Source organism: Microlunatus ginsengisoli (assembly GCF_039537205.1).
In the GTDB taxonomy this organism is placed as follows: domain Bacteria; phylum Actinomycetota; class Actinomycetes; order Propionibacteriales; family Propionibacteriaceae; genus Microlunatus; species Microlunatus ginsengisoli.
This window is the reverse complement of sequence record NZ_BAABAB010000014.1, coordinates 24,399-46,460: the sequence shown is the minus strand read 5'-3', so window position 1 is coordinate 46,460 and position 22,062 is coordinate 24,399. Positions and strand designations below refer to the sequence as shown.

The 22,062-nt window shown below is 71.0% G+C and carries 22 protein-coding genes and 1 other RNA gene; 12 read left to right on the top strand and 11 right to left on the bottom strand.

Features of this window, described 5'->3' with window-relative positions; genetic code table 11:
* The first annotated feature begins 83 nt into the window (after window positions 1-83).
* Complete coding sequence (locus ABD747_RS09645; RefSeq protein ID WP_344803821.1) at window positions 84-965, top strand: DUF2510 domain-containing protein; 882 nt, start codon at window positions 84-86, stop codon at window positions 963-965.
* A gap of 52 nt (window positions 966-1,017) precedes the next feature.
* Window positions 1,018-1,890 carry an oxidoreductase gene (locus tag ABD747_RS09640; RefSeq protein WP_344803820.1) on the top strand — a complete coding sequence of 291 codons (873 nt, stop codon included), beginning with the start codon at window positions 1,018-1,020 and terminating at the stop codon, window positions 1,888-1,890.
* Between the two features lie 105 nt (window positions 1,891-1,995).
* On the opposite strand, the gene ABD747_RS09635 is transcribed toward ABD747_RS09640, so the two are convergent.
* From ABD747_RS09635 to ABD747_RS09615, 5 genes are all read right to left on the bottom strand, one after another.
* On the bottom strand, window positions 1,996-3,159 hold the full coding sequence (locus ABD747_RS09635; protein WP_344803819.1) for an alkaline phosphatase family protein: 1,164 nt from the start codon (window positions 3,157-3,159) through the stop codon (window positions 1,996-1,998).
* A 50-nt stretch (window positions 3,160-3,209) separates the two neighbouring features.
* Window positions 3,210-4,019 carry a tyrosine-protein phosphatase gene (locus ABD747_RS09630; RefSeq protein ID WP_344803818.1) on the bottom strand — a complete coding sequence of 270 codons (810 nt, stop codon included), beginning with the start codon at window positions 4,017-4,019 and terminating at the stop codon, window positions 3,210-3,212.
* Window positions 4,020-4,428: 409 nt separating this feature from the next.
* Window positions 4,429-4,872: a Fur family transcriptional regulator gene (locus ABD747_RS09625; protein WP_344803817.1), complete on the bottom strand. Its 444-nt coding sequence runs from the start codon at window positions 4,870-4,872 to the stop codon at window positions 4,429-4,431.
* Window positions 4,873-4,956: 84 nt separating this feature from the next.
* Complete coding sequence (locus tag ABD747_RS09620; protein ID WP_344803816.1) at window positions 4,957-5,142, bottom strand: SPOR domain-containing protein; 186 nt, start codon at window positions 5,140-5,142, stop codon at window positions 4,957-4,959.
* A gap of 52 nt (window positions 5,143-5,194) precedes the next feature.
* On the bottom strand, window positions 5,195-5,902 hold the full coding sequence (locus ABD747_RS09615; RefSeq protein WP_344803814.1) for a VIT1/CCC1 transporter family protein: 708 nt from the start codon (window positions 5,900-5,902) through the stop codon (window positions 5,195-5,197).
* A gap of 123 nt (window positions 5,903-6,025) precedes the next feature.
* On the opposite strand from ABD747_RS09615, the gene ABD747_RS09610 reads away from it, so the two are divergent.
* The 6 genes from ABD747_RS09610 (at window position 6,026) to ABD747_RS09585 (ending at window position 11,507) form a co-directional block, all read left to right on the top strand.
* Window positions 6,026-7,171, top strand: a complete 1,146-nt coding sequence (locus ABD747_RS09610) for a phospholipase D-like domain-containing protein (RefSeq protein ID WP_344803812.1) — start codon at window positions 6,026-6,028, stop codon at window positions 7,169-7,171.
* Window positions 7,172-7,210: 39 nt separating this feature from the next.
* Complete coding sequence (gene map, locus ABD747_RS09605) at window positions 7,211-8,056, top strand: type I methionyl aminopeptidase (protein WP_344803810.1); 846 nt, start codon at window positions 7,211-7,213, stop codon at window positions 8,054-8,056.
* A 172-nt stretch (window positions 8,057-8,228) separates the two neighbouring features.
* Window positions 8,229-8,611: RNase P RNA component class A (gene rnpB / locus ABD747_RS09600), an RNA gene on the top strand.
* 102 nt (window positions 8,612-8,713) lie between these two features.
* Window positions 8,714-8,983, top strand: a complete 270-nt coding sequence (locus tag ABD747_RS09595) for a hypothetical protein (protein WP_344803808.1) — start codon at window positions 8,714-8,716, stop codon at window positions 8,981-8,983.
* A 179-nt stretch (window positions 8,984-9,162) separates the two neighbouring features.
* Window positions 9,163-10,743, top strand: a complete 1,581-nt coding sequence (locus ABD747_RS09590; RefSeq protein WP_344803806.1) for a M15 family metallopeptidase — start codon at window positions 9,163-9,165, stop codon at window positions 10,741-10,743.
* A complete protein-coding gene (locus ABD747_RS09585) occupies window positions 10,740-11,507 on the top strand; it encodes a hypothetical protein (protein WP_344803804.1) in 768 nt (255 codons plus the stop codon). The genes ABD747_RS09590 and ABD747_RS09585 overlap by 4 nt, the downstream gene beginning before the upstream one ends.
* A 25-nt stretch (window positions 11,508-11,532) precedes the next feature.
* Here the strand turns inward: ABD747_RS09585 and ABD747_RS09580 are convergent, their stop codons facing one another.
* The 3 genes from ABD747_RS09580 to ABD747_RS09570 form a co-directional block, all read right to left on the bottom strand.
* Window positions 11,533-11,706 carry a hypothetical protein gene (locus ABD747_RS09580; RefSeq protein WP_344803802.1) on the bottom strand — a complete coding sequence of 58 codons (174 nt, stop codon included), beginning with the start codon at window positions 11,704-11,706 and terminating at the stop codon, window positions 11,533-11,535.
* Between the two features lie 130 nt (window positions 11,707-11,836).
* Window positions 11,837-13,255: an RNB domain-containing ribonuclease gene (locus ABD747_RS09575; protein WP_344803800.1), complete on the bottom strand. Its 1,419-nt coding sequence runs from the start codon at window positions 13,253-13,255 to the stop codon at window positions 11,837-11,839.
* A gap of 85 nt (window positions 13,256-13,340) precedes the next feature.
* Window positions 13,341-14,267 (bottom strand): zinc ribbon domain-containing protein, encoded by a 927-nt coding sequence (locus ABD747_RS09570; protein ID WP_344803799.1) that lies wholly within the window; start codon window positions 14,265-14,267, stop codon window positions 13,341-13,343.
* Window positions 14,268-14,398: 131 nt separating this feature from the next.
* Between ABD747_RS09570 and ABD747_RS09565 the strand changes: the two genes are divergently transcribed.
* On the top strand, window positions 14,399-15,661 hold the full coding sequence (locus ABD747_RS09565; RefSeq protein ID WP_344803797.1) for a multidrug effflux MFS transporter: 1,263 nt from the start codon (window positions 14,399-14,401) through the stop codon (window positions 15,659-15,661).
* An 11-nt stretch (window positions 15,662-15,672) separates the two neighbouring features.
* Here the strand turns inward: ABD747_RS09565 and ABD747_RS09560 are convergent, their stop codons facing one another.
* A complete protein-coding gene (locus tag ABD747_RS09560; RefSeq protein ID WP_344803795.1) occupies window positions 15,673-16,845 on the bottom strand; it encodes an L-talarate/galactarate dehydratase in 1,173 nt (390 codons plus the stop codon).
* Window positions 16,846-16,930: 85 nt separating this feature from the next.
* On the opposite strand from ABD747_RS09560, the gene ABD747_RS09555 reads away from it, so the two are divergent.
* Window positions 16,931-17,719, top strand: a complete 789-nt coding sequence (locus ABD747_RS09555; RefSeq protein ID WP_344803793.1) for an IclR family transcriptional regulator — start codon at window positions 16,931-16,933, stop codon at window positions 17,717-17,719.
* 110 nt (window positions 17,720-17,829) lie between these two features.
* On the opposite strand, the gene ABD747_RS09550 is transcribed toward ABD747_RS09555, so the two are convergent.
* Together ABD747_RS09550 and ABD747_RS09545 are read right to left on the bottom strand one after the other, a co-directional pair.
* The gene (locus tag ABD747_RS09550) at window positions 17,830-18,408 is read right to left on the bottom strand and encodes a histidine phosphatase family protein (protein WP_344803791.1); all 579 of its coding nucleotides are present in this window, start codon (window positions 18,406-18,408) and stop codon (window positions 17,830-17,832) included.
* The gene (locus ABD747_RS09545) at window positions 18,405-19,319 is read right to left on the bottom strand and encodes an acyltransferase domain-containing protein (RefSeq protein WP_344803789.1); all 915 of its coding nucleotides are present in this window, start codon (window positions 19,317-19,319) and stop codon (window positions 18,405-18,407) included. The genes ABD747_RS09550 and ABD747_RS09545 overlap by 4 nt, the downstream gene beginning before the upstream one ends.
* Before the next feature lie 80 nt (window positions 19,320-19,399).
* On the opposite strand from ABD747_RS09545, the gene ABD747_RS09540 reads away from it, so the two are divergent.
* Together ABD747_RS09540 and ABD747_RS09535 are read left to right on the top strand one after the other, a co-directional pair.
* Window positions 19,400-20,905 (top strand): aminopeptidase P family protein, encoded by a 1,506-nt coding sequence (locus ABD747_RS09540; protein WP_344803787.1) that lies wholly within the window; start codon window positions 19,400-19,402, stop codon window positions 20,903-20,905.
* 10 nt (window positions 20,906-20,915) lie between these two features.
* Window positions 20,916-22,043, top strand: coding sequence for a magnesium and cobalt transport protein CorA (locus ABD747_RS09535; RefSeq protein ID WP_344803785.1), 1,128 nt, complete (start codon window positions 20,916-20,918; stop codon window positions 22,041-22,043).
* Window positions 22,044-22,062 lie beyond the last annotated feature (19 nt).

The window sequence follows — 22,062 nt, the reverse complement described above, 5'->3', positions numbered from 1 at the left end:
ACCCTCGCCAGCTCGCCGACGCCGGTCCCTTACCGAGGGGCCGGCGTCGGCGTGCGGCTCGGCGAGCGACGCAGAATGGACCCATGAGCGGCGCGCCCGGATGGTATCCGGACCCCGGCGGGCAGCCCGATTGCTACCGCTACTGGGACGGCGAGCGATGGTCGGCGCAGACCACCGCCGATCCCGGCGGCGCCGCGCCCCAGTCGATGACGGCGGCCGCCCCTGCCGCCCGGCCGCGGGCGGCCCGCTGGCTGATCACGATCACCGTGCTCGCCGTCGCCGTCGCGATAGCCGCGGTCGCGCTGCAGATCAGGGAGCGCCACGATCAGCCGGTCCTCTTCCCCGATCCGACCGCCGGCGCGACCCGGTCGCCGCGCGCCGACGCCACCCCGAGCGGATCACCGAGTCCCGAGCCCACCGCCCGCAACATCGGCTGTCCGGAAGGTGCGCCCGACGCTCGCGCACCGCACCCGGCGGACGATCGGGTCTACGGCGGCAACCTGTCGTTCCCACGGGTCGCGGCGTTCACGCCGGAGCGGTCGGAGAACCGGCTGACGTTCGCGTACGACCTCACCCAGCAGGTCCGCACCGTCAGTCTCGACCCGCCCTGGATCGCCCAGCTCGGGGTCGGCCGGTTGATCGCGGACGGGTATCCGCGCGATGCCGAGCACACCGCCGAGTTCGTCACCGAGTGCATCGTGGCCAGCGAGCTCTACGAGCCGTACGATCCGCAGCGGCGCGACGTGGTCAGCCGCGCGATCCGGGTCAGCGGCACCGACGCCTGGCTGCTCACCACCGACGTCGTGGTGAGCGTGCCGCAGCTGGGTTTCGCCGGTGATCATCTGGCCGTCGTCGTCGTCCCCGACGGGGCTGACTGGGGTCTGTTCTTCGGCGCCGTGCCGATCGGCGATCGCGAGCTGACCACGACCCTGACGCGGACGATCTTGTCCCTCCGGGTCGGCTGAGCGAGGACGCTCGGACGAAACCTGACTCGGGGCGGAGCGTAGGTTCGACGTCGTGACTCAGACTTCGACGTACGCCATCGCCGGCCGCCCGATCGGACGGGTCGGCTTCGGCGCGATGCAGCTTCCGGGCCGGGGCGTGATGGGGCCGCCGCGCGACCACGACGAGGCGATCGCCGTGCTCCGGCGGGTGATCGACGCCGGCGTGAACCACATCGACACCGCCCAGTACTACGGCCCGGACGTCTCCAACCAGCTCATCCACGAGGCTCTCTATCCCTATCCGGACGACCTGGTGATCGTCTCCAAGGTCGGCGCCGTCCGCGACGCGCAGGGCGGCTGGCCGCCGGCCCAGCACCCGGCGCAGCTCCGCGCGGGGGTCGAGGACAACCTGCGCACGCTCGAGGTCGACCGGCTCGGTGCGGTGAACCTCCGGCTGCTCGACCACGACGTACCCGAGCAGGACCGGGCGCCGCTGGAGGATCAGCTGGCCGAGATGGCCGCCCTGCGCGACGAGGGCAAGATCGCGGGCATCGGCATCTCGACCGCGACCCTCGAGCAGGTCCGGCAGGCGCACGAGACGGTGGGTCTCGCCTGCGTCCAGAACGCCTTCTCGCTGCTCGACCAGAGCGACCGGCCGGTGCTCGACTACTGCCTGGCCAACGAGACCGCGTACGTCCCCTACTTCCCGCTGGGCTCGGCCTTCCCGCATCTGCCCAAGGTGACCGACGACCCGACCGTGCAGGCGATCGCCGGCGAGAAGGACGCCACGCCGGCCCAGGTCGGCCTGGCCTGGCTGCTGGCGCTGGCCCCGAACCTGTGCGTGATCCCCGGCACCTCCTCGCTGGCCCATCTGGAGGAGAACCTCGCGGTCGCCGAGGTCACGCTCGAATCCGACGATCTCGAGCGGCTGTCGGCGATCGGCTGACGACGAACCCGAAAATCCGCACCTCGTCGTCGGCCGATCACCAAGCGCGGGCGGCGGTGGGCTCAGGCGGAGCCGCGCCGAGTGCACGAGGGGCGGATTCTCGGGTCAGCGGCCGACGACCAGGCTCTGGCCGCGGTCGAGCTGAGACCCCGGGACGGCCGGCAGGCCGAGCAAACCGGTGGCGAGGTTCGCCACGTCGCCGTTGCGGATCGGCTGCGGTCCGGCATAGCCGGGACGGCTGCGACCGGGATCGACGAAGCCGGGGTTGAGCCGGTACAGATCGTTCGCCGCCACCCCGCTGCCCCAGACCACCAAGGGAATCCGGTAGTCCGCGATCTTGGTCGGGTCGTCGTGGGAGGCGCCGAGTCCGCCGTGGTCGGCGGTGAGCACGACGACCGTGTGCCGGCGGAGGGTGGGCCGCTCGTCGATCGTCGCGATCACCTGGCCGAGGAGCCGGTCGGTCTGCCGCACCGCGGCCAGGTAGTCCTTGCCCATGAAGCCGTGCGCATGGCCGGCGACGTCCGGCAGCGACAGGTGCAGGAACGTGAACTGCGGCGGCGCCGAGACCAGCCGCCGGTCGAGCGCCCGGACGAGCCGGGCGTTGTCGGTGTCCAGCACCACGGTGTCGATCTTGCGCCGGCCGTCGTCCCGGCCGATCCGGTCGGGTGCGCCGGCGGTGTTCCAGCTGCGGGCGAAGAACGCGAACTTCTTCTTGCCCGAATACAGCGCGGTGCTGCCGCCCCGGTCGTGGACGACGTCGAACACGCTGGCGACGTACGCACCAGCCGCGCGATGCACCGTCGTGCCGTTGTCGACGTTGAACGTGACCCCGTGACCGCCGTGCTTCGCGCTCACGCGGCGGCCGGTGAACATGCCGGTGTGGTTGGGCAGGGTGATGGTCAGTTCCTGCTCGGATCGCGCGTTCAGGGTGGTCGCGCCTTCGCGGATCAGCCGATGCAGGGTGGGTGTGCCGGCCGGGCCGAGCCTGGTGATGGCGTCCGGATTCAGCGCGTCGACGGAGATGGCCAGCACGTGGTCGACCTGATCGGCGGGGGTGGGCGTCGAGCTCGGGGTCGCGCCGGACGGGTCGCTCGGGGTCGTCGCCGGAGTGGTCGCCGGGGTGGCGGTCTCGGTGGCCGGCGGTCCGGGCGTGATCGAGGAGCTGGGCACGATCGAGGGCAGATCGGAGGGTGCCGCCGGCTGACGTGCCACCGGCTGACAACCGCCGGCGGCGAGCGCGACGGCAAGGACGAGCGTCGCACCCAGCATTCGCCCGCCGGCGCGTCGCCCTCGTGACCTGTCCACCCGACGGCCCGGGCTCAGCTGTCCTCGAGATAGCGGGCGCGCAGTTCCCGCTGTTCGTCGCGGCCGAGGCCCAGGCCGTCGGCGAAGTAGCCCTCGATCCCGCCATACGTCGCGTCCACCTCGGCGAACGCCCGCTCCAGGTAACTCCGGTCCACCCCCAGCACGGCCAGCAGCACGGCACGCTCGCCGCCGGCGTGCTCGAAGGCGACCAGGACCGGCTCGAGTGCGGGCACGAGCTGGGTGTTGGTCAGCAGGTACTCCTCGTACACCGCGACCCGCGGGACGCCGAGCACGCTCAGCAGCGAGGCCGCCGCCCAACCGGTCCGGTCCTTGCCGGTGGTGCAGTGGAACAGCACCGGCGTCGCCTCCGCACCGAGCAGACCCCGGAAGAGCCGCCGATACGACGCCCGGGCGCTGGGCAGCGTGATCATCTGCGCATAGCTGTCGGTCATCAGCGCGGTCAGGCTGGCGCCGCCCAACGTCGCCCGGGCGGCAGCCAGCCGCGCCGGATCGGACAGCAGCGCGGTCAGGTTGCCCGGTACGGCGTGGGGCGCGTCGGCGAGCACGTCCAGCACGACCTCGGTCGCCCCGTCCAGCGCGATATCGGGCTCGGTGTCACGCTCCGCCGCCGAACGCAGGTCGTACACCGTCTTGATGCCGAGCTCGACCATGCGCCGCCGGTCGGCGTCGTCGAGCCGGCTCAGCTCCGTGGAGCGATAGACGGTTCCCCAGCGGACCGACCGCCCGTCCTCGGCCCGCCACCCGCCCAGGTCACGCAGGTTCGGCAGGGTCGCCACGTCGATCGCGGCTCCGGGTGTCGGCACCCGGACATCCTCGCACCGCCCTCACCCCCAACACCTCGGATCCCGTACGACTCCGCGGATCCCCTGTAACTCCCCGGATCCCTGTAACTCCCCGGATCCCTGTAACTCCCCGGATCCCCTGCAACTCCCCGGATCCCCTACAGCTCCTCGGATCCCCTACAGCTCCTCGGATCCCGTACAGCGGATCCGAACCGTCCGGAGGGATCCGAAGATCCCGGCCAGCGCGCGCCCCTTCCAGCTATCCCCCGTACCGCGCCGGATCCCCTGTAGCTCCTCGGATCCCCTGTAGCTCCTCGGATCCCCTACAGCGGATCCGAACCGTCCGGAGGGATCCGAGTTCAGCTCGGGACCGGGTCGTCGTCGGCCGGAGCAGACCTGGGGGCGGCCCGGCAGCAGGAAACAGGCGTGGCTACGGGGCGGTGCGCTCAGCCGCACACGAGGCGCACACACCCCAATAGGTGACCTCTGCCTCGTCCACCATGAAACCCTTGGTGTCGTCGGGCACGGCGCAGGGGATCGTACCGACCGCGCAGTCGACATCGACGACCGAACCGCAGCGGCGACAGACCAGGTGATGGTGGTTGTCGCCCTCGTTCGTCTCGAACCGCATCACCGATCCGGCGGGCTCGAACCGGCGCAGGATCTGATGGTCGGTCAGCGTGTTGAGGGCGTCGTACACGGCCTGGGTGGACACCGTGCCCAGCGCGGCCCGGACCCGCTCGGCGACCTGGTCGGCGGCGATGTGCGGATTGGCGTGCACGGCGTCGAGAACGGCGAGCCGCGGCTGAGTCACCCGCAACCCGACCGCGCGCAGCCGGTCGGGCCAGGGCTCGTGCACCCAGGTGGTCACCATGGGTACGAGTGAATCACGCTCTCTGGAATCGTTCAAGAAAGCTCGCGGCGGACCGGCGCTCAGGGCAGGATCGGCCCGCCTCGATCAGTCCTCGCCCCAGTCGTCGTCCTCCCAGGCGGCGTTGCGCTCCTCGACCTTCTCCAGCGCACGCTCGGCCTCCTCCTTGGAGGCGTACGGCCCGAGCCGGTCGACCGCCTTACTCGCGTTCTTCGGTTCCGACACAGCCGACTTCGTCTTCAGGTCGAACCACCACTGATCGTCGTTCGCCATCACCGCCTCCTTCGCCGAGACCCGTCCTCGTCCGAGACGCTACCCCGGCGGATCAGAACGCGATCAGGTAGCCAGCGCCGAGGGTGAGCAGCATGGTGCCGACCCCGATCGCCAGCGACCGGCCGACGGTCCGGGCGACGCTGACCCGCCCGCTTCGCGCGGCGACGACGGACGTGACCACCAGGGCCAGCGCGACGATCACGATGGTCCAGATCGCTCGGGCGTCCTCGGGTGCGACGAGGATCGCCGCCAGCGGCACCCCGGAGCCGATCGCGAACGAGATTCCGGCGATCACCGCTACCGTGCCCGGCTTCGTGATGTCCGCCTCCGACCACCCGTGCTCGGCCCGCAGGTGGGCGCTCAGCGCGTCGCGGGCCGTCAGCTCGCCGGCCACCTGCCGCGCCAGCTCGGGCGTCAGGCCACGCCCGCGGTAGTGCTCCACCAGCTCGTCGAACTCCTCCGCCGGCGACAGCGCGAGCTGGCGGCGCTCCTCCTCCATCAGCGCGAGCTCGGCGTCGCGGTCGCCGGCGGCCTCGGCGTACTTCGCCCCGGCCAGTGCGATCGTGCCGGCGATCATGGCCGAGACGGCGGCGATGATCAGGGTGGTGAGGGTGGCACCGGCACCGGAGAATCCCTCGACGATGCCGGCGGTGGCGATGATCCCGTCATTGGCGTCGACGGTCATCGCGCGGACCCGCTCGCGGTCGAACCCCCGGCGCACCGACCAGCTCCGGAACGTGTCCCCGGCCGTCACCCTCACCCCCCGATCATTGCGCGTCGACGCGGCTCGACCGAGCAGACTCGCGCGACGCCGGCCGGCGACCCCTCCCCGATTTACGGTGTACGCGACGCTCCGGCCGACCCAGCGAAGGGCGACTCGATCATGATCCGCAGACATCTCCGACGCACCTTGCTCGTGCTGCTCGGCAGCCTTCTCGCGGCCACCGGGTTCGGGGCGGCCCCGACGCAGGCCGCGCCGAACTGGCTGGCGACCAGTGCGTACTTCAACGATCCGCGTGCCACCGGGGACGCCAGCAACGTGACCCGCAACCTGGTCATCCACCACTTCGACCACGCCCCCGCCGGGTCACTGGTGCGCGGCACGACCTGGAATCTGACCGACACCGCGATCAGTGACGCCATGGTGCGCGCGATCAACTGGGGCGTCACCGTCCGGTTGATCGTGGCCAAGGCGAACTGCAGCAGCTCGGCGGTAGCCGCCGTCGTGGTGGCGACGATCTTCCACTCGAGCTCGTACGTCCGCTGCACGGTGGGCTCCGCCCGCAGCGCCGGCGGCACGATGCATCAGAAGTCGTACACGTTCTCGGCAGTGGACGGCGTCCGGCACGTCGCCGTGGTCGGCTCGGCCAACGCGACCGTCGAGGGTTACGCCGACCAGTGGACCGACCTGTTCCAGTTCGTCAACCGCAAGGACGTCTACGACGCCTACAACTCGGTGTTCGCCCTGCAGCAGCGCGACCGGAACATGGCGAAGCCGTATCGCTCGTACAGCTTCAACGGCGGCAAGGGCGGCGCCCAGTTCTTCCCGGTGAACGACCCGACGCCGACCGCTGCCGACGACCCGGTGCACGCCCGGCTGACGTCGCTGCCGAAGGGCCGGGGCACGGTGATCCGGGTGGCGACGTACGCCATGCACGGCAGCCGCGGCTCCTGGCTGACCAACGACCTCATCGCCCACGCCAGGGCCGGCTCGACCGTCGTCGTGCTCACCGGTCCCCCGGCCGACGACGCCCTCGAGCGCCGGCTGCGGGCCGCGGGGGTTTCGGTCACCCGGGCGTTCGACCCGGGCTGCAGCGAGGTGGAGAACGGCAGCTGCAACTACATCCACCTGAAACTGATGACGGCAACGTACGTCAGCGGTGGCGCGCGTCAGTATCGGGTCTGGACCGGCTCGGACAACTGGTCGACGGACTCGCTGAACAACGACGAGGTGACCCAGAAGATCGCCGGCAAGGCGCCGTACGACCAGTACGTGTCCTTCATCGACAAGATCCGCCGCGTCTATTGAGCCGAGCCAAGGCGTGGTGCGCCCGCATAGGATCGCCCGGTGCCCATCCAGCCGGCGGTGATCTCGCCTCGCCGCAGCGTTCCCGCCTCGATCGACCGTCCGGAGTATGTCGACCAGGCCGCCCCGCTGCCCTATCACGGTCCGCACGTCCAGTCGGCCGAGACGATCGACAAGATGCGGGTCGCGGGCCGGCTGGCCGCTCAGGCGATGGCTGCGGCCGGCGCGGCGGTGACACCCGGGGTGACCACCGACGAGCTGGACGCGATCGTGCACGAGTTCCTGCTCGACCACGGCGCCTACCCGTCCACGCTCGGCTACCGCGGCTTTCCGAAGTCCTGCTGTACGTCGGTGAACGAGGTGATCTGCCACGGCATCCCTGACGCCCGTCCGCTGGAGGACGGCGACCTGGTCAAGATCGACGTCACCGCCTACATCGGCGGCGTGCACGGGGACAACTGTGCGACGTACTTCTGCGGCGACGTGCCGGCGGAATCCCGGCTGCTGACCGAGCGGACCAAGGAGGCGCTCGACCGGGCGATCAAGACGGTCAAGCCGGGCCGGCCGGTGAGCGTGCTCGGACGCGTGATCGAGAGCTATGCCAAGCGGTTCGGCTACGGGGTCGTGAAGGAATACACCGGGCACGGGGTGCACACCACGTTCCACTCGGGGCTGGTCATCCCGCACTACGACGAGCCGCGCTACGACACCGTGATCGAGCAGGGGATGACGTTCACCATCGAGCCGATGATCACCCTCGGCAGCGGGCAGTCCTACATGTGGGACGACGACTGGACCGTGCTGACCGTCGACGGCAGCCGCTGCGCCCAGTTCGAACACACGCTGGTGGTGACCCGGACCGGTGCCGAGGTGCTTACCCTGCCCTGATCTCTCGCCCACACCCTGATTCCGTCCCTTCAGTCGCGCCTGACCCGCGGATTCGGCGCCTCGAGCGTCGCTTGGAGGGAGATATTCAGGGTGACCCTTCCGTTCCGTGCTGCGAGTAGGCACGTCTCGGTGGCGCGTGCGGAGCGCGAGCCCGGATAAGGTGTCCGCGGGACGAGTCGGCCAGGCGATCGCGGCGGGGCAGCCAGCCCCGCTGAGGAAAGTCCGGACTCCACAGAGCACGGTGGTGGGTAACGCCCACCCGGGGTGACCCGCGGGAAAGTGCCACAGAAAGCAGACCGCCGCCGGAAGATCGGCGGTAAGGGTGAAACGGCGGTGTAAGAGACCACCAGCACCCCAGGTGACTGGGGTGGCTCGGCAAACCCCACCGGGAGCAAGACCAAAAGGGCGCGCAAGCGCCTGCGGGAGCGTTCGAGGGCTGCTCGCCCGAGCTCCCGGGTAGGTCGCACCAGGCCGCTGGCGACAGCGGTCGCAGATGGATGATCGCCGGCTCGCGCGAGCGAGTCACAGAATCCGGCTTATCGGCCGGCTCGTCCCCGTCCGGCCGGTAACGAACAGGTCTCCGTCGTATCAACCGGTCCGGTCGGCGGTCCAATCCTCCAAAGGCCGCGTGGGCGGCCGCGCGAGCGGAGGAGCGCCATGTCCAGCATCACCGACGACACCACGTCGCAACAGAGCGAGGGCGGCAACGTGCTGACCCTGCTTCCGGCGTACTGGCGTCGTGTCATCTACATCGTGTACGGCCTGCTCGCCCTGGTCGGTACCGCGGTCTCCGCCTATTACGGCGCGCTGCCCCAGCTCGACATTCCGTACTGGGTGACCGGCGGGCTGGCGGTGCTCGGGGCCCTCGCCGCCCCGATCTCCGTGCTGGCCGCGACCAACGTGAAGGCCGACCCCACCAACGGTTGACCCGGCTGCAGTTCGGGCCGGGCACGGGCAGGGATCCTGGCGCCCGAGCCGACTCGTGGCTCGGTAGCACGGCACCGGCCGGCGACGGGACCGGTGAGATCGGGGGTCGCTGTCTCTTCTGTCACACGCGTCCCCTGGGTTAGCCTGCTGGTCTCAGCCCCGACCCCGACAGGTTCTTCGTGACCCGACACGATCCAGTCGCCGGAGTCAGGTGGAGTCCGCGGCGAGCCGTACGGGGGTTCGTCGCCGCGGGCACCCTGGCCGCACTCCTGGCACTGTCCCTTCCCGCCGACGCCGATCCGACCCCGGTCGAGCCCGCCTCACCCGTCCCGTCCAGCGCCGCCGATCCGGGCAGCCCTGCACCGACCACACCCGATCCGACGGCGGCGAATCCGTCCCCGGCCACCTCTGCCAGCCCCCCTGCCTCCGCCAGCACCCCTGCCTCCCCCAGCACCGGCGCCTCCGCCAGCCCCACCGCCTCCGGAAGCACCTCCGGCCCCGCCAGCACCGGCGCCGGGTCCGCCAACACGGCCACCGGGTCCGACAACCGGACGGGCGAGAACACCGGCGCCGCGGACGGCGACTCCCGCGCGATCACGCTGGCGGTGGTTCCGGCCGGCAGCCCGGTCGCCGGGCGCTACTTCTCCGACCTCGGCCGCTTCGCCTTCAGCGGCACCGTCGGTGCGCAGGACGCGACGCACACGGTGGCGATCTATCGGCGCGCGACCGGTGCCACGAGCTGGCAGAAGCTGGCCCAGCCGACCTCGGCCGCCGACGGCTCCTTTACCGCGACCGTGCCGGTCACCGACGCGGGCGCGTTCACCATGGCCGCCAGCATCTCCGGACCGCCGAGCGACGACGACGCGATCGTCAGCAACGAGATCGCCGTGACCGTGGAGCGATCGACCGTGACGATGGACAAACTGGTCGGCTCGATCGACTCGCTGAAGGACCCGACGGTCACCGGACGGGTCTTTCCGGCGCGATCGGGCGTGGCGATCATCGTGGACGTGAACGTGTCGGGGAAGTACGTGAAGACCGCCGCCGCGACGACCGGCGCGACTGGGACGTACAAGACGACCGTCCCGTACGGCCGTGGGAACCTCGCGTCCTATACCGTCCGGACCCGTTATGTCACGGCGAACCGACCGACCCGGTCCGAGGCCAGCGGCGCGTCGTCGTTCAAGCGGGTCGCGGTGATCAATGCCGTGGTCACCAACACCACGGCCGCCGAGGTAGCCAAGACCTATCGCGCCGGGTGCCCGGTGGGGGCGTCGAAGCTCCGCACGATCACGATGAACTTCTACGGCTTCGACAAGAGGATGCACCGAGGAGTGCTGATCGTCCGCAAGGACCTGACCGGCAAGGTGATCCGCGGCTTCTCCTCGGCCATCTCGCACCGCTATCCGGTCGCCAAGATGAACAACCCGAACGTGTACGGCGGCAACGACCCGAAGCAGATGGCCGCCGACAACACCAGCGGCTTCAACTGCCGCAAGGTGGTCGGCAACCCGTACAAGATGTCGCCGCACAGCTACGGCATCGCGATCGACGTGAACACGGTGCGCAACCCTTACCGCGACGCCAAGGGCAAGTGGTGGCCGGCGAACGGCAAGAAGTACGTCAAGCGGACCCCGCGGAAGTTCGGGATGCTGACCAAGAACTCCTCCCTGACCAAGTCGCTGCGCACGGACAAGTTCTTCTGGGGTGGCTTCTGGTCTCCCGGCCGGGACTATCAGCACTTCGAATATCGCGGATGAGGGCGCGCGCTGCCGTTCCGGCGGCCGTGCTGCTCGCGCTCGCTGCCTGCTCCGGGTCGCCCCGCCCGAACGCCCCGAGCGAGTCGAACGCCCCGAGCGAGTCGAACGCCCCGATCTCACCGGCGGCTTCCCCCGCGGCCGGTCCCACGACCAGCGACAGCCCGAGTCCGACCTTCACGCCGATCCCCGAGCCGACCACGACGAACACGCTGCCGCCGCCGCCGGCACCGACCAGGGCGGCGCCGTCCACCGCCGGCGACCTGACCGCGAGGGCCCTGCCCGTGCCGGCGGGCTGGCGGACCGTCGCCCGGAAGGGCGGCGAGGAAGAGGGCTACCTGGGCAACGGGACCTGGGTCCACGAGCGAGATCCGCGCTATGCCGCCTTCGACGTGATCACCATCGGCTGCGCGCCCGTCACCCGGGACGACTACCGCGACCCGACCGCGGCCCTGGAGGGGACCTACGACCGCCACGGCGAACCCGGCATCGGACTCGTGCTGCAGTTCGCCTCCGCCACGGACGCGAGCGCATACTTCGACCTCTACCGCGCCCAGGCCGCGGCCTGCCACGGCGACGACGCGCCGGTCCGGATCGACGTCCAGCAGCGACAGGGCGGGCTGATCGATCGCCGCAGCTATCCCGACGGAGACTGGACCGAGGTCGGCAACGTCGTCGGCCGCCGGGTCACCCTGATCATCCTCAGCGACCCGGGACATCGGATCGGAACCGGTCAGGCACGGCGGCTGCTGGCCGCGATCCGCTGAGCGCCGGCCCGGACGGAGGGCCGGCTCAGTCCTCGGTCAGCGCCCGGCGGGGCACTCCGTCGCTGGCCGGCCGGCCCTGGAGCAACCGGCGCGGCGTCGCCTGAGCGTCCGATCCCCGCCCGTTCTGCCACCAGTGCCGGCGTCCGTGCGTGTCCTGCTCGCCCGCCGGCGCACTCTGCTGCATTCCGCTGTTGACCACGTTGTCCAGTCCCCCCGAACCGTTACGCCGCTTCCGCTGGACCGCGATCCTACTGAGCGGTAGCAGGCCGCGCCGCTCGAGTGCGGGAACACCAAGGTGCCCGCAAGCCAATGCTGAGCAACGCGAGGGTCTAGACCAGTTCGAAGGTGACCGCGCCCCTCTCGACATCGGCGGAGGCGACCCGGAGCCGCACCTCCCGGCCGAGTGGGAGATCGGTCCCGACGGCCTGCGCCTCCACCGCGGGATCCTTCAGCACCACGGTGCCGCGGCGCCCGTCGGAGTCCACGTCGACCACCGTCCCGGTGAAGGTCTCGCCGGCCCGATCGCGGAGCACGAACACCTCCATCAGGTCCACGATCGCCCGCTCGTACGCCTTCGCCGCCCGTTCGGCGGCCTGCATCTCCGCGGGCAACCCGCTCAGCGCTGACCGTACCCAGTCCGGCACCGCAGCCCCGGCGCACAGCGCGAGGCAGATCTCGCCGGCATAGCGGTCAACCCGCCGCCGCAGCGGAGCCGTGACGTGCGCGTACGGCGCCGCCAGCGCCGCGTGCTCGGGGTGATCCGGCACGACACCGTCGAAGGCCTGGTAGCCGGCACCCCGGAACAGCGCCGTGCACGCGTCGAGCATGGCTGCGTCCGCCGGCCGGCTCGCATCCAGGCCGCGGACGAACTCGGGATAGCTGACCTCGGCCGCCCAGCGGATGTGCAACCCGCCGGCCACCGAGCGCAGCCGGCGCAGCGAGCCGCCGTCGGCGGGCGGCACGCTGCGCACGATGCCGATCTTCGCGTCGAGCATCAGCCGGGCGGCGGCCATCCCGGTCAGCAGCGAGATCTGGGCGTTCCAGCCCTCGACCGGCAGCGACGAGCGGTACGCCAGCGACCAGCCGCCGGATCCGGTCCGGATCTCCTGCTCGGGTAGATTCAGGCTGACCCCACCGCGATCCCGCTCCTGCCGCTCGCGCAGCGGGCCGACCTCCGCCAGCAGGGCCAGCGTCTCCCGCGGCCTGCCGCCGTCGATCTCGGCCTGCGCCTGGTCGTACGACAGCTGGGCGCGGCTGCGCACCCGTGCCCGGCGTACGTCCGTGGCCTGCAGGCCGCCGGCGGCGTCGACGGTCAGCGTCCACAGCAGCGCCGGCCGGATCTGATCGGGCAGCAGGCTGGCGGCGCCCTCGCTCAGCGCCGGCGGGTGCAGCGGCGTGCGCCGGTCGGGCGCATAGAGCGTCACCCCGCGCCGCCGAGCCTCGGCGTCGACCGGGCCGCCCGCGGGCACGAACGCGGCGACGTCGGCGATCGCGTACGAGATCAGATAGCCGTCACCGTGCCGCGCGATGTGCAGCGCCTGGTCCAGGTCGCGCGACCCCTCCGGATCGACGGTGAGCAGGTCCAGGTCGGTGCGATCGAGCTCCGGTAGCGCCGGCGCCGCCTGTGCGGCCGCCGCGAGCACCTCCGACGGGAAGTCGTCGGGGATCCCCAACCGGACCCGGAGCGCCGCGAGTGCCGCGGCCATCCCCTCGGGTACGTCCTCGACGGCAACCTTGCGCGCAGGCACTCGATCACCCTAGCCGCGGCCACGGCCGAGTTGTCAGAACCTCAGCACGCCGGAGCGTGCTCACGTGCTGACAACTCGCGGACAGTCAGAGCCCGGACTCGGCGGTCCGGATCAGGATCCGGGTGCACTCCTCGCAGCGCAGCACCTCGTCGGCCGGGGCGCCGGCGTACCCACGCAGGTCTGCCGCGTTGATCTCCAGCTGGCAGCCGGTGCAGCGCCGGCGGCGGAGCTCCGCCGCGCCCACGCCACCGTGACCGGTCGCGATCTTGACGTACAGCCCGAGCAGGTCGGTCGGCAGCTCGGCCGCGACGGCCGACCGCTCGGTCTGCCGGTCGGCCAGCTCGCCACCGATGCCGGCCAGGGCGTCGTCCCTGGCCCGGGTCGTGGTCGCGATCTGCTCGTCGGCCGCCGCGGCTCGCTCCCGCAGCGTCGTCCGCTCCGCCTCGGCGGCCTCCAGCGCCTCCATCACCTCGAGCTCGGCGTCCTCGAGGTCGCCGATCCGGCGCTTCAGATGGGCGACCTCGTCGACCAGCCCGGCCAACGCCTTCGCGTCGCTGACCGAACCGTCGGCGATCCGCTTCTCGTCGCGGACCAGGCGCTGGCGGACCGGCTCGAGATCGGTCTCCGCCTTCGCTTGGTCGTCCTCCAGATCGGCCACTCGGGTGTCGGCCGCGACCAGGTCGGAGGAGAGCGTCGCCCGCTCGGCCTGGAGCCGGGCGAGCTCGGAGTGCTCGGGCAGCGCGCGGCGGCGGTGCTCCAGCTGCGCGATCGCGCTGTCGATGGTCTGCAGGTCCAGCAGCCTGAGCTGGATCGCCGGGTCAGCCTTGATGTCGTCCCCCTGAACGGTTCGTTCTCCCGCGGATCCGATCAGCCCCCGCAGGTTCGTTCGCCACCCTACTGACCCGCTCGGGCGTCCCGCACGGCGGCGGAGAGCGACCGGTGCCCGACGATCACGAAAATGAGGGGTCGATCCGGGAATGAACCGCGGCCGTGACAGGTTGCAGCGTTTCATACGGCGTACGAGGTTCCTTCGGGACAGCGTGCGACGTGATCAGTCGGCCGACCAACGATGCCGCGGACGACGCCCCAGCACGACCCGTTCGTGCGTACGTCCGTCTCTGCACCGTATCGAGGAATCGTCCTATGACCGCCATCGCCGAACAGCCGGCAACCGCCGCGGCCGCCAGCACCGAGTCGCCGCTGGCGGAGCGGTTCGTCGGCAGCCGCTATCTCAAGCTCATCCTCGTCCTCGGCGCGCTCAGCGCGATCGGCCCGCTGACCGTGGACACCTACCTACCGGCCCTGCCGTCGCTGACCGCCGAGTTCGGCGCGACCGACGTCCAGGCGCAGACCACCATCACCGGTCTGCTGGTCGGCCTGGGTCTCGGCCAGCTCGTCATCGGCCCGCTGTCGGACGCGGTCGGCCGGCGCAAGCCGCTGCTGATCGGCCTCGCCGGCCACGGGCTGATGTCGGTGTTGTGCGCGCTCGCGCCGAGCATCACCTTGCTCGCCGTCACCCGCACCCTGCAGGGGGTCGCCGGTGCCGCCGTCGCCGTCGTGGCGATGGCGATGGTGCGCGACCTGTTCAGCGGCTTCCGCGCGGCCCAGGTGCTGTCCCGGCTGGTGCTGGTGCTCGGCGTCGCCCCGATCCTGGCGCCGTCGCTGGGCAGTGCGCTGCTCCGGTTCACCTCGTGGCAGGGCATCTTCGTCGTGCTGGCGTCGGTCGCCGTGGCCTTGTTCGTGCTCGCCTTCGTCGCGCTGCCCGAGACGCTGCCGCCGACCCGCCGGATCCCGGCGTCGGTCCGCGGCACGTTGCGGGCCTACCGCGGCCTGTTCCGCGACCGGACCTTCCTGGTCCTGGTCGCGGTGGCGGCGCTGATGTTCTCGGTGCTGTTCGCCTACGTCGCCGGGTCGAGCTTCATCCTGCAGGACCAGTTCGGCCTCTCCCCGCAGCAGTTCGGCATCGCCTTCTCGGCGACCGCCATCGGGATGATCTTGGCCACCCAGATCAATCCGCTGCTGCTCAAGCGCTGGACGCCGATCCAGATCCTGTCGGCGGCGGTGGTGATCGCGCTGGTCGGTGCCGCGGCGCTGCTGGCCACCTCGATCACCGGTTTCGGCGGGCTGGCCGGCTTCATGGCGCCGCTGTGGATCATGGTCGCCTCGCTCGGTCTGTCGTTCCCGAACGCGCCGGCGGCCGCGCTCAGCCGGCACGGCGAGACGGCCGGCACGGCGGCCGCGATGCTCGGCGCGTCCCAGTTCGTGCTCGGCGGCCTGGTCGCGCCGCTGGTCGGCGCGCTGGACAACGGCACCCCGGTGCCGATGGCCGCCATCATGCTCGGCGCGCTGAGCGTGGCCGGACTGCTGCTGCTGGGCTCGCGCCGCTCGGTCCGCGCTGCCGGCTGAACCGCTGAGGCTCAGGCCCGGCCGAACTCGGCGGTATCGGTGACCCAGGCGTACGCCTGCTCGCTGAGGGTGAAGCCCAGCCCCGGCCGCCGCGGCACCCACATCCGGCCGTCACGGATCTCCAGCCGCTCGTTGAACAGCGGGTTCAGCCACTCGAAGTGCTCCACCCAGGGCTCGCGCGGGTAGGCGGCCGCCAGGTGCAGGTGGATCTCCATCGCGAAGTGCGGCGCGAGCTGGAGGTTCGCCTGGTCGGCCAGCGCCGCCAGCCGCAGGAACGGCGTGATGCCGCCGATCCGGGGCGCGTCCGGCTGGATCACGTCCGCCGAGCGGTGCTCGATCAGGGCGATGTGCTCGGCGACGCTGGACAGCATCTCGCCGGTCGCGATCGGCGTGTCCAGTGCGGCGGCCAGCTGGGCATGGCCCTCGGCGTCGTACGCGTCCAGCGGCTCCTCGATCCAGACCAGCCCGAACTGCTCCAGGACCCGTCCGAACCGGAGCGCGGTCGTCCGGTCCCACTGCTGGTTGGCGTCCACCATCAGCGGGACGTCCTCGCCGAGGTGCTCGCGCACCGCCGTCACCCGGGCCAGGTCGATCCGGCTGTCCGGCTGCCCGACCTTGATCTTGATCCCGCCGATCCCCTGCGCCAGCGACTGCGTGGCCCGGGCCCTCACCTCCTCGATCGGGGCGTGCAGGAAGCCGCCCGAGGTGTTGTACGTCGGCACCGAGTCCCGGTAGGCACCGAACAGTTTCGCCAGCGGCAGCCCGGCGCGCTTGGCCTTGAGGTCGTACAGCGCGATGTCGATGACGGCGATCGCCTGGGTCGCCACCCCACTGCGGCCGACGGATGCCCCGGCCCAGAGCAGCTTCGTGTAGATCTTGCCGATGTCGTTCGGGTCCTCGCCGATCAGGTTGTCGGCGATCTCCTTCGCGTGGGCATATTGCGCCGGGCCGCCGGCCCGCTTGGAGTAGCTGAACCCGATCCCGGACTGCTCCTGCTCGGTGGCGATCTCGGCGAACAGGAAGACGATCTCGGTCATCGGCTTCTGCCGCCCGGTCAGCACCTTTGCGTCGCTGATCGGGACCTCCAGCGGGAGGGTGAGGGTCGACAGCTTCACGTGCCGGATCCGGTCGCGGCCCCCGATGGTCTGCTCGGTCGCGTGCTGGGCGTCGGCGATGATGGTCATTCGGCCTTTCTCGTACTCAGTGTCTACATATGTAGACGATTGTTGGATATGGAGAATTCTGCTCGCCGACCACTAAAGTGTCAACGTGACCGCGGAGACAAGTGCCGGCGTGCGGGAGGTCAAGTCCGCGGCGCGGACGGTCGAGCTGCTCGAACTGCTCGCCGCCCGGAGGACGACCGGAGCCCGGCTGCGAGAGCTGAGCGACGAGCTCGGCGCCCCGCGGAGCAGCGTCTATGCCCTGCTCCGCACCCTGGTCGACCGGGGCTGGGTCCGCACCGACCCGACCGGAACGCTGTACAGCATCGGCGTCCAGGCCCTGATCGCCGGCACGACGTATCTCGACGTCGATCCGCTGCTGCGGATCATCCAGCCGCAGGTGAACGAGCTGAGCACCCGGCTGGACGAGACCATCCACTACGGCCGGCTCCAGGGCGCCGACATCGTCTATCTCGCCACCCACGAATCCAGCCAGTACGTCCGCCCGTACAGCCGGGTCGGCCGCCGGTTGCCGGCCTACGCCACGGCGCTCGGCAAGGCGATCCTCGCGGCCCGGCTGAGCGGGTCCGGCGTCGACGACCTGGCGGACCACCTGCCGGCGAGACTCACGCCGCTGACCCCGCGGACGATCGTCGAGCGACCCGCTCTGATCGCCGAGCTGGAGCTCACCCGAAGCCGGGGCTATGCGATCGACGACGAGGAGAACGTGGTCGGCGTCCGCTGCCTCGCCCTCCCGCTCCGGCTCGGGCCGGCCACCGCGGACGCGATCAGCTGCTCGGTGCCGATCGAGCGCCTGGACGGCCGGGAGACCGAGATCGTGACCGCCCTACGCCGCACCGTCGCGACCATCGAGCGGATGGTCCCGATCGTCGACTAGGGACAGCGTCGCATTTCGGGCGCTCGAACCGCGATTTCGCCCGAATCGGGCACCACCCGGCGGTCGAGCGCGCGAAATGCGTCACACCGGCCGGTGCACGCGCGACTCGCTCAGGCCGGCGCGTTCCACCGCTGGATGCTGCGGCCGGCGTCGTCGTCGATCAGGATCGAGACGGTGGCGGTGTCCAGCTCGAAGTGGGCTCCGACGGCGATGTCCAGGCCCAGCCAGACCGTCATCAGGGCCCGCAGCGCGTGCCCGTGGGCGAAGCAGATCACCGGGTCGGCGCCGGCGGACTCGATCCGGTCGATCAGCCGCCGGAACCGGATCCGGACCTGCTCGATCGTCTCGCCCCCCGGGCCGCCGCCGTGGGTCCAGATCAGCCAGTCCGGCACCTGCTCGCGGATCTGCGCCCGGGTGAGCCCCTCGTATGCCCCGTAGTTCCACTCGGCCAGGTCCTCGTCGAGCACCGGCTCGTAGCGGCCGGTGAAACCGGCCAGCTCGGCGGTCACCCGGGCACGCTGCCGTGGGCTGGACAGGACCAGCCCGAAGGCGGCCGGATCCAGCCGGCCGAGCAAGTCGCGGGCCTGCTCGCACCCGTGCTCGGTCAGCGGCAGGTCGGTATAGGAGGTGTGCTGGCCGCTGCGGCTCCACTCCGTCTCGCCGTGCCGGACGAGATACAGGCTGGTCATCGGTCCTCCGCCGCTCGGATCATGCTCTGTTGGATGCGCCCCCGGCGAAGTGTCCAGTGCTCCCCCGCCGCCAGCCGGTCCAGCACCGCACGCTCCAGGCTCGTGCCGCGCGGCAGGGCGTCCGCCACCACCGGCGGCCGCCGGGCGAAGGTGAAGAAGATCGCGTCCTCGTCGCCGTCGTCGACGCGGTCCTCCAGCGTCCAGCGCTGCTGGAACGCGGCGATGTTCGACCCCGGCAACGCCGCCGCCAGCTCGGGCGCCAGCAGCCAGCTGTGGCACCAGAACTCGGTGGTCACCACATCGGGGAAGTGGGCAGCGAAGAACCGCTCGGCGCGTGCGAACGAGTCGTCGACGCCGGCCGGTGTCAGCGCTCCCGATCGCGGCCCCTCCTCGGCGCTGCGCCGCGGGATGTGGGTGGACAGCACCCACTCGGCGCAGTCCTGGAGCCATTGCAGGTTGAACTGGAGCCGGCCGAGCCACGCGAAGCCGCCGGCCCAGGCGATCCGTAGCCAGCCCTGCGTATGCAACCCGAACCGGCCGTACGTCAGCCGGTGCACCCGCACCTGCTGGCCGAGGTCGGACAGGTCCAGCCAGGCCTGGTCGAGCGGCACCCCGCGAGCGCACTGGTAGTCGACGACGTGTTCGGCCGTCGCCAGCAGCGCGATCATCGGCAGCAGACCGTCGTCCGGCCCGTCCGGCAGCCCGGCCCAGGGGTCGTCACCGTCGACCTGCAACCGCCCGACGCCCGCCCGCAGCCGGTCGACCCGATCCCCCAGCTCCACCCGGTGAGCCGGTTCCGCGAGCCAGTCCGCCGCCGCGACGTCCAGATCGGCGAGGTCGGTCTCGTCGAACCCGAGCCGGCGGGCCCGCGCCAGCAGACCCGGTACGTCGATCGGCGCCTCGGTCCGCACTCCGCCACCCTAACGATTCCTCGATCCCGCAGGATCGTCAGCCCGGACGTCGGTTCGCATCCGAGTGCAACAATGCGAATATGAGCGAGCGCCAGGTCGAGTCGCCGAGTCGGCAGTCCACGTTCTCCGACGCTTTCCGGGCGTTCATCGGCACGGGCTGGGCGCCGACCACGTCCGACCTGCCGGCCCGGCTGCCGGCGGCGGGCCCGGCCGAACAGCGGCGGCGGGCGGTGAGCGCGGCCTTCCCCGGCGAACGGCTGGTCGTGCCGGCGGGCGGGCTGAAGGTGCGCTCGAACGACACCGACTACCGGTTCCGGCCGAACTCGGCATTCGCCCACCTCACCGGCCTGGGCACCGACCGTGAGCCCGAGGCGGTGCTGGTGCTCGATCCGACCGACACCGGCCACGACGCGACGCTGTACTTCAAGCCGCGCGCGCCCCGCGACTCCGAGGAGTTCTTCGCCGACACCCGCTACGGCGAGCTGTGGGTCGGTCGCCGGCCCACCCTGGACGAGCTGGCCGAGCTGTGCGGCATCCGCTGTGCGTCGATCGACGACCTGGACAACGACCTGGCCAAGAACGCCGACACGACGACCATCCGGGTGCTTCGCGTCGCCGACCCGGCGATCACCGCCAAGGTGGACGAGATCCGCGCCGAGCAGCCGGAGGAGGCGGACCGCGCCGAGGTCCTCGACCAGGACCAGACCCGGGACCACGACCTCGCGGTCATGCTGGCCGAGCTCAGGCTGGTCAAGGACGCCTTCGAGATCGAGCAGCTGCGCGAGGCCTGCGTGCGCAGCGCGGAGGCGTTCGAGGCCGTCGTCGCCCAGTTGCCGGAGGCCGTCAGGCGCGGCCGGGGCGAGCGCTGGATCGAGGGCGTCTTCGGCCTGCACGCCCGGCACGTCGGCAACGCGGTCGGCTACGACACGATCGCCGCCTCGGGCGATCACGCCTGCACCCTGCACTGGATCCGCAACGACGGCGATCTGGACGCCGACGACCTGCTGCTGATGGACGCGGGGATCGAGCTGGACACCCTCTACACCGCCGACATCACCCGCACCATGCCGATCTCCGGCCGGTTCAGCGACGCGCAGCGCGAGGTGTACGAGGCCGTGCTGGAGGCGCAGGAGGCCGGGATCGCGGCCGCCCGCCCCGGCGTCACCTTCTCCGATGTGCACAAGGCCGCCGTCGCCGTGCTCGCCCGGCGGCTCGAGGAGTGGGGCATCCTGCCGGTCACGGCCGAGGAGTCGCTCGCCGACGACGGCGGGCAGCACCGCCGCTGGATGGTGCACGGCACCTCGCACCACCTCGGCATCGACGTCCACGACTGCGCCCAGGCCCGCAAGGAGGCCTACAAGGAGGGTGAGCTGCGGCCGGGCATGATCATGACCGTCGAGCCCGGTCTCTACTTCGCCGCCGACGACGAGCTGGTGCCCGAGCGCTTCCGCGGCATCGGCGTCCGGATCGAGGACGACATCTTGATCACCGATAGCGGCAACGAGAACCTCTCGGCCCAGCTGCCCCGGTCCAGCCACGACGTCGAGTCGTGGATGGCGAGAATCATGGGTCACATCGAACACTGAGGAGGCGGCCATGCCCAACGCGCCGCAGCGTCGAAGCCTGCCCTCTCTGCGGGGGCTGAACCGGCGCATCCCGTACGTCCCCATCGACGTCCTGGCCCGGGTGCAGAGCCAGCCGATCGTCGAGCCGGCGATCCCGACCCCACCGCCGAGCTCCGTCGTCGCCTGGGGCTGGTACGTCGACGGGGTCCGGCGACCGATCGACGACATCGGCACCGCCGCCAAGCTCGCCTGCGCGGGTGACGGCTTCGTCTGGCTCGGGCTGAAGGACCCGCAGCCGGAGGATCTCAATGTCCTTGCCGAGCAGTTCGACCTCCATCCGCTCGCGATCGAGGACGCGGCCGAAGGTCACACCCGATCCAAGCTGGAGATGTTCGGCGACGACCTGTTCATGGTCATCTCGACGGTGGCCTACGTCGACCACGAGGAGCTCACCGACACCTCCGAGATCGTCTCCACCGGCCAGGTGATGGTCTTCCTCGGACCACACTTCGTGATCACCGTCCGGCACGGCGAGCATGCGGAGCTGAGCGCGCTCAGGCGGTCGCTGGAGGCCCAGCCCGAGCGGCTGGCCCAGGGGCCCGCGACCGTGCTCTATTTCATCGCCGACAAGATCATCGACGACTACCTCGCCGTCGTCGCCGAGATGGAGACCGACGTGGACGAGGTCGAGGCCCGGGTGTTCTCCCGGCAAGGCCAGCACGAGGTCGATCAGGTCTATCAGCTCAAGCGTGAGCTGATCGAGTTCAAGCGGTCGGTGAACCCGCTCGGTCCGCCGTTGATGCGCCTCGCCACCCGCGATCTTCCGGTCGTTCCGGAAGAGACCAGGGCATACTTCCGGGAGCTGGCCGATCACCACACCGAGGCACGCGAGGCGATCGCGTCGTTCGACGAGGTGCTCAGCTCGATCCTGCAGGCCGGTCTGGCCCGCGCCTCGGTCGCCGACAACGAGGACATGCGCAAGATCTCGGCCTGGGTGGCGATCGTGGCCGTGCCGACCATGGTGGCCGGCATCTACGGGATGAACTTCGACTACATGCCCGAGCTGAAGTGGCACTACGGCTACTTCGGCGTGCTCACGCTGATCGGGCTGATCATGCTCGGCCTCTACATCATGTTCAAGCGCAAGCGCTGGCTGTGATCGGCGCTGGAGCAGCGTC

Excerpts from the sequence above, each read along its gene's own strand:
- ABD747_RS09645 (WP_344803821.1), top strand. The coding sequence starts at position 84 with ATGAGCGGCGCGCCCGGATGGTATCCGGACCCCGGCGGGCAGCCCGAT.
- ABD747_RS09635 (WP_344803819.1), bottom strand. The coding sequence starts at position 3,159 with ATGCTGGGTGCGACGCTCGTCCTTGCCGTCGCGCTCGCCGCCGGCGGT.
- ABD747_RS09625 (WP_344803817.1), bottom strand. The coding sequence starts at position 4,872 with ATGGTGACCACCTGGGTGCACGAGCCCTGGCCCGACCGGCTGCGCGCG.
- ABD747_RS09620 (WP_344803816.1), bottom strand. The coding sequence starts at position 5,142 with ATGGCGAACGACGATCAGTGGTGGTTCGACCTGAAGACGAAGTCGGCT.
- ABD747_RS09610 (WP_344803812.1), top strand. The coding sequence starts at position 6,026 with ATGATCCGCAGACATCTCCGACGCACCTTGCTCGTGCTGCTCGGCAGC.
- ABD747_RS09595 (WP_344803808.1), top strand. The coding sequence starts at position 8,714 with ATGTCCAGCATCACCGACGACACCACGTCGCAACAGAGCGAGGGCGGC.
- ABD747_RS09585 (WP_344803804.1), top strand. The coding sequence starts at position 10,740 with ATGAGGGCGCGCGCTGCCGTTCCGGCGGCCGTGCTGCTCGCGCTCGCT.
- ABD747_RS09570 (WP_344803799.1), bottom strand. The coding sequence starts at position 14,267 with ATGAAACGCTGCAACCTGTCACGGCCGCGGTTCATTCCCGGATCGACC.
- ABD747_RS09565 (WP_344803797.1), top strand. The coding sequence starts at position 14,399 with ATGACCGCCATCGCCGAACAGCCGGCAACCGCCGCGGCCGCCAGCACC.
- ABD747_RS09560 (WP_344803795.1), bottom strand. The coding sequence starts at position 16,845 with ATGACCATCATCGCCGACGCCCAGCACGCGACCGAGCAGACCATCGGG.
- ABD747_RS09550 (WP_344803791.1), bottom strand. The coding sequence starts at position 18,408 with ATGACCAGCCTGTATCTCGTCCGGCACGGCGAGACGGAGTGGAGCCGC.
- ABD747_RS09540 (WP_344803787.1), top strand. The coding sequence starts at position 19,400 with ATGAGCGAGCGCCAGGTCGAGTCGCCGAGTCGGCAGTCCACGTTCTCC.
- ABD747_RS09535 (WP_344803785.1), top strand. The coding sequence starts at position 20,916 with ATGCCCAACGCGCCGCAGCGTCGAAGCCTGCCCTCTCTGCGGGGGCTG.